The organism is Streptococcus parasanguinis (assembly GCF_001578955.1).
Classification (GTDB): domain Bacteria; phylum Bacillota; class Bacilli; order Lactobacillales; family Streptococcaceae; genus Streptococcus; species Streptococcus parasanguinis_U.
In genome coordinates this window covers 326,023-331,122 of the sequence record NZ_KQ969690.1, presented here as the reverse complement: position 1 = coordinate 331,122, position 5,100 = coordinate 326,023, and the positions used below count along the sequence as shown (strand labels likewise).

Below are 5,100 nucleotides of genomic sequence, written 5' to 3'. Positions count from 1 at the left end.
GAATGAACTGCAGAGGATTTTTATGTTAATTTCCATTGTAATAAATGCGATGACTTTCAAGTTGATAATCCAACAATTCATCCACCGTTACAAAGGTATAGCCTTGTGATTTGAGGTAGTCAAGGACGGTCGGTAGAGCGTCAATCGTGGTTTGATGGATATCATGCATGAGGATAATCGAACCCGGTTTGACTTCTTTTTTCACTTCATTGAGAATAGCCGTCGTATTATGCGTCTTCCAATCTAGGCTATCCACATCCCACATGATGAAGGATTGGTCGACACCGTATTGGATGGCGTTATTGATAGCTCCATACGGAGGACGGGTAATCTTGGTCTGCACACCTGTCGCTTTTTGAATAGCTTCTTGGGTATCCAAGATTTCTTTTTTAGCATTATCCAAGCTCAATTTTGGCAACTGAGGATGATCCCAGGTATGGTTCCCGATTTGATGACCTTCTTTGCGGACTTGCTTAGCAATATCGGGATTCGCACTGACATTTTTTCCGACCATAAAGAAGGTAGCTTTGGCATTGTATTTCTTTAAGATGGCTAGTGCCTGAGGAGTCGTGGTTGGATCTGGTCCATCATCAAAGGTCAGAGCAATCATCTTACGGTGGCGTTCTTCAATATAGGATTCGTAAGAAGCTAGATCATCAGGAAGCAAGCGCTCTGTATCAATTACGTCATAGAATTTAGACAAGGGAACAGTGAAGGTATCGTCTCCCTTAACCTTGGTTGGAAATGGAATGGTGAAATTTCCTTTTTCATATTGGAATTCCCATTGGCTCAAATCCAACTCTGAGAAGTGGGCAACCATTTGATCAATGCTTTCCTCGTCCAGCTGACGAAAGGCTAAATTCCCTCGTAATTCCTCCAAAAAGATCTGCTTAGCTCCATCTGGATCCGCAAAAACTTGGCTCAGGGTCAGAGGATTGTTCTCATCATCCAAGTAAAAGAGGGGCAACTTCACCGTCTCATCTTTGATGAATTTCCCTTTTTTGTATTGGTATTCAGACCGTTTGATTTGGATCGGGTGATAGCCAACAAAAGGCGCATTTGCTTCTTCACTATGGTAGAAAGTCAAATGCTTTGGTTCTTTGGTTTTTTCATCGGATCCTAGACGCTGAATGTCTTCTTGGATCTTCTCTTTCACAATCTCAACAGGCTGTCCATCCTTAGTAGGATAATAAGCCGTCACATAAGAAGTTCCTAAAATCCCTTCCTGAACTTGAACATCTTTCCCTTTTTCAGAGCTTTTCTCAAGTTGGGTAACCTTAGCAAACTGATCCTGATAGGCTTTTTGTTCACGAACCCTTTGAATCTTTTGATAGCCGATATACAAAAGACTCAATAAAAGGAGATTTGTAATGATTAATAAAATAGTTTTCGTGTGTTTGAATCTCATAACTTTATTATAGCAAATTTCTCTCGAAAAAACATTCCTTTTTTGTAAATGGTTTCATAAAAAAGAGGGCGACTGTCGTAGCCGACAGCGGCCCTTGTTTTTAGTCCCTCTTATTTTTCGCGAATGACTTCTACTTTATATCCATCCGGATCTACAACGAAATAATAATTCGGTTGTGTTCCTGGAAGACCTTTTGGTTCCGTCACTTCATAGCCTTTAGCCTTGTGTTCCGCATTCAAACCTTCCAAATCAGGAGTACTCAAGGCAACGTGAGCATAGCCATCTCCGATGACATATGGACCATGATCATAATTGTAAGTCAATTCCAACTCATAGTCATCTCCAGGCAAGGCCAAATAAACAATCGTGAACTTGTAGTCTGGGAAATCTTTCCGACGTTTTTCTTCAAAACCAAAAGCATCTTGGTAAAAAGCGATTGATTTTTCTAAGTTTTCCACACGAAGGCAAGTGTGCAACATTTTTGAACTCATAGGTTTTCCTCTTTTCTATTTTTTAAAGATTATGAACGATTTTTTTTACGACTTTCCGTCTTAATGGATAATTTCACTTCAAAGATGGTCCCTTTTGGTTTATTATCTTTGACTTGAATGGTCCCTTTAAAGGCTTCTACGATCTGCTTAGCGAGGGATAAGCCCAAACCAAATCCACCTTTTTGACGGGTTCTGGCCTTGTCCACACGATAAAAACGATCAAAGATCCGTTTCTTATCCTCATCTCGAATCCCTGGACCATTATCCAGCACTCTCAAAAGAAGACTTTTATCCTTCAATTGGACTTCAAACTGGATCTCGCCATCTTCATCGGTATATTTCAAGGCATTGTCATAGAGAATGGTCATCAATTGCTTGAGGAGCGTTCTATCAGAACAAATGACTTTGTCCACCTGATTGTCTCCTCGGAAGATTTTGCCATTTTCTTCTGCAATGATCTCAAAATTCGAGAAGGTCTGATCGAAAAAGCTTGGTTCGATATCTTCCGTCTCTGTTTTCAAGCCGTCATCTCTTCGGGCAATGTTAAGAAGATTGGTGGTCAAGAGCTTCATATTTCGAACTTCATCCAAGCTGGATGCAATATTCTCACTCGATTCCATAATGGTCGCTTCAGGCTTTCTAAAAAGCGTTTCGAGGCGATTTTGCAGAACTGCTAAAGGCGTCCGCAACTCATGGGAAGCATTTTCCACGAAAGCCTTTTGCTTTTGCATACTCTCAAGCAGCGGCTTAACGCTAAGACGTGCAAGGAAGAGACTCGCAAACAAGGAGATTCCCCAGAAGCAAATCATGACGAGAGCGATCTGGCTTTCGTGCTCCTCACTGGTCTGCTCTAGCTGACTGATATTGGTCATGACGACCGCATACTTGACGTCGCTATCTCCGTCATCTGACAAGCCCAAATCCGTCACGTAAGCCCGGTAACTTTCTTTTTTTCCGTAACTATTTGTAATTTGGAGCTGGGAAACCTTGTTGAGCAGTTTCCGTCCAAAGGTTACGGTTTTGAAGTTTAAAAACCCATTACCGGTTGTCAAGTTTTCATATTTTTTATTCAGCAGAACAACAGTCGTATTGGAAGTAACATCTCCTTTTGGTTCCGATTTATCATGATCTGGGATCATCATCTCATGCTCATCACCCTCTTTGGAATTAGACTGTCTCTGATCCCGGTTGGCAATAGCTATAATGGAATAGGGATCCTGACTGAGAGTCTTGAGGTTCTCATCGACGGTTGTATAGAGACTCGAGCGCATAACCTGAATGATAATCAAGGTCATGGCTGAGAATATCAAAGTAAAGAGCCCAAAATATCGGATGAAGTAGGAAAAATCATCTTCCCCGACGGTTTTCTTAATTCTGGTTAGCATCTTTTAAGATATACCCCACACTGCGCAATGTTTGCAAGTTCTCAACGAAATCAGTACCTTTTAATTTCTTACGGATTTTTGAAACATAGACCTCAACAACAGAGATGGTCGTATCACTGTCAAATCCCCAGAGACGATCGAAAATCTGTGTTTTTGGAAGGATGACATTTTGGTTTTGAAGGAAGTAGACCAAGAGATCAAATTCCTTCCCAAGAAGTTCCACTTCTTTCCCATCCACATAAGTCGAATTGGTAGATAAATTGACCTTCAAATTGCCATAATTAAGGGTGTTTTCATTGACCTTTCCTGAGCGCTTCAAGAGGGCTTGAATCCGCATCTTAAGCTCTTCTAGGTAGAAAGGCTTGGTGAGGTAATCGTCTGCTCCTAGCTCAAAGCCGTGTCCTTTGTCATCCAGACTTTCTTTGGCTGTCATGATTAAAACAGGGGTTGTCACGCCTTTTTCACGCAATTCTTTCAAGACATGGAAACCGTCTTTTTCAGGAAGCATGAGGTCCAGCAAAATCAAATCATAGATCCCGCTTTCTGCTTCGTAAAGACCTTCTTCTCCGTCAAAGACCTGCATGACATCCGCAAAATCATCTAAAAAATCAAATACTGAATTTGATAAACCAAGGTCATCTTCGACCATTAGAATTTTAATCATCGTCGTATCCTCTTCTCTTTCGTGAGTGAGTCTTTCTAATCTATTCTTAACCATTATAACACTACTTGCCTTCATTTCCTATAGTTTAGAACCTGGTTTTATGATCAAATTCAGCCTGCCTGAGGAAGGCTAATTCTATGAGTTTGTCGTGTTTTCTTTGTTACTTTGACTGTCACTCGTCTTGTTTTTATTTTTTGAATTCTTCTTATTGGACTTTTTAGAGGACCCCTGGTTCCCTTCTTGTCCGCCAGATTGGTTCATGCCGTTATCTGGACCATTCCCTTGTGGGCCACCATTACCTTCCTGTGGCATCTGACCCGGACCGGCACCTTGCGGGCCGCCTTGTCCTTGGCCACCACCTTGTCCTTGGCCACCACCTTGTGGACCGCCGTCCTGTGGGCCACCATTTTGCTGGTTTCCTTGTGAAGCATGCCCATTTTGACTATTTTGTTGCTGATTGGATCCTTGGATCTGACCTGTTTGGACCGGTTGAGAAAATTGTTGGTTATTGGAAGATTGTGAGGCGATGACACCGACACCATAGCCACTTCCAGCACCGACCAACAATCCACCAACTGCTGCCATACCGATCCACCACTTAGGACTTCGTTTGAGGACGACCATTTTTTCTTTGGATTCTTGCGTTTCGACTACTTGTTTTGTTTCTTTTTGATTCATATTTTTACCTTTTATCTTTTTTACAAGTACTTGTCTTTTAAATTTTAAAGGGAGCTCGATCCTTTAAGTAAGGCGATTATACTGTAGAAGTCTTAAACAGGCCTAAATTTTTACTTAAAACAACCTAAAACGACTGGGACTATTGACAGGATGAAACCGATATTGTAGAATTGTTACCATAAAATAAAATAGAGGTTAACTGTTATGAAGAAAATCTTTCCTTTAGTGCTCATCTCCATTGGAGTAGCTATGATCTCCGTCCTATCTCAATTTACCCTTCCATTTGGCCCAATTCCTTTAACCCTGCAAACGCTCATGATCGGGATTATCGGGACCATCTATAAACCCAGTCATGCTTTTGTCACAGTCTGCCTCTACCTACTTCTTGGTTTCTTAGGTTTCCCAGTATTGGCAGGTGGTGCTAGTGGCGCTTCGCATTTCCTTGGCCCTACTGCTGGTTTCCTCCTCTTCTTC

The 5,100-nt window shown here is 41.6% G+C and carries 6 protein-coding genes; 1 reads left to right on the top strand and 5 read right to left on the bottom strand.

The features are described 5' to 3' along the window. Positions 1–25 precede the first annotated feature (25 nt). The 5 genes from SPADD19_RS05440 to SPADD19_RS05420 form a co-directional block, all read right to left on the bottom strand. Entirely contained in the window at positions 26–1,408 is a 1,383-nt protein-coding gene (locus SPADD19_RS05440; protein ID WP_061455458.1) for a polysaccharide deacetylase family protein, read from the bottom strand. 110 nt (positions 1,409–1,518) lie between these two features. Then, positions 1,519–1,899 carry a lactoylglutathione lyase gene (gene gloA / locus SPADD19_RS05435; RefSeq protein WP_003006623.1) on the bottom strand — a complete coding sequence of 127 codons (381 nt, stop codon included), beginning with the start codon at positions 1,897–1,899 and terminating at the stop codon, positions 1,519–1,521. A 29-nt stretch (positions 1,900–1,928) separates the two neighbouring features. Continuing rightward, the gene (locus SPADD19_RS05430; protein ID WP_061455457.1) at positions 1,929–3,284 is read right to left on the bottom strand and encodes a sensor histidine kinase; all 1,356 of its coding nucleotides are present in this window, start codon (positions 3,282–3,284) and stop codon (positions 1,929–1,931) included. Next, positions 3,268–3,948 (bottom strand): response regulator transcription factor, encoded by a 681-nt coding sequence (locus SPADD19_RS05425; protein ID WP_061455456.1) that lies wholly within the window; start codon positions 3,946–3,948, stop codon positions 3,268–3,270. Before SPADD19_RS05425 ends, SPADD19_RS05430 begins: the two co-directional genes overlap by 17 nt. Before the next feature lie 135 nt (positions 3,949–4,083). After that, the gene (locus SPADD19_RS05420; RefSeq protein WP_061455455.1) at positions 4,084–4,626 is read right to left on the bottom strand and encodes a hypothetical protein; all 543 of its coding nucleotides are present in this window, start codon (positions 4,624–4,626) and stop codon (positions 4,084–4,086) included. A gap of 204 nt (positions 4,627–4,830) precedes the next feature. Here SPADD19_RS05420 and SPADD19_RS12630 point away from each other — a divergent pair. Continuing rightward, positions 4,831–5,100: biotin transporter BioY (locus SPADD19_RS12630; protein WP_241496482.1), on the top strand; the 270-nt coding region annotated here is incomplete at its 3' end.

Bases quoted from the DNA above. Each gene is read 5' to 3' on its own strand.
- SPADD19_RS05440 (WP_061455458.1), bottom strand. From the start codon at position 1,408: ATGAGATTCAAACACACGAAAACTATTTTATTAATCATTACAAATCTC.
- gloA (WP_003006623.1), bottom strand. From the start codon at position 1,899: ATGAGTTCAAAAATGTTGCACACTTGCCTTCGTGTGGAAAACTTAGAA.
- SPADD19_RS05430 (WP_061455457.1), bottom strand. From the start codon at position 3,284: ATGCTAACCAGAATTAAGAAAACCGTCGGGGAAGATGATTTTTCCTAC.
- SPADD19_RS05425 (WP_061455456.1), bottom strand. From the start codon at position 3,948: ATGATTAAAATTCTAATGGTCGAAGATGACCTTGGTTTATCAAATTCA.
- SPADD19_RS05420 (WP_061455455.1), bottom strand. From the start codon at position 4,626: ATGAATCAAAAAGAAACAAAACAAGTAGTCGAAACGCAAGAATCCAAA.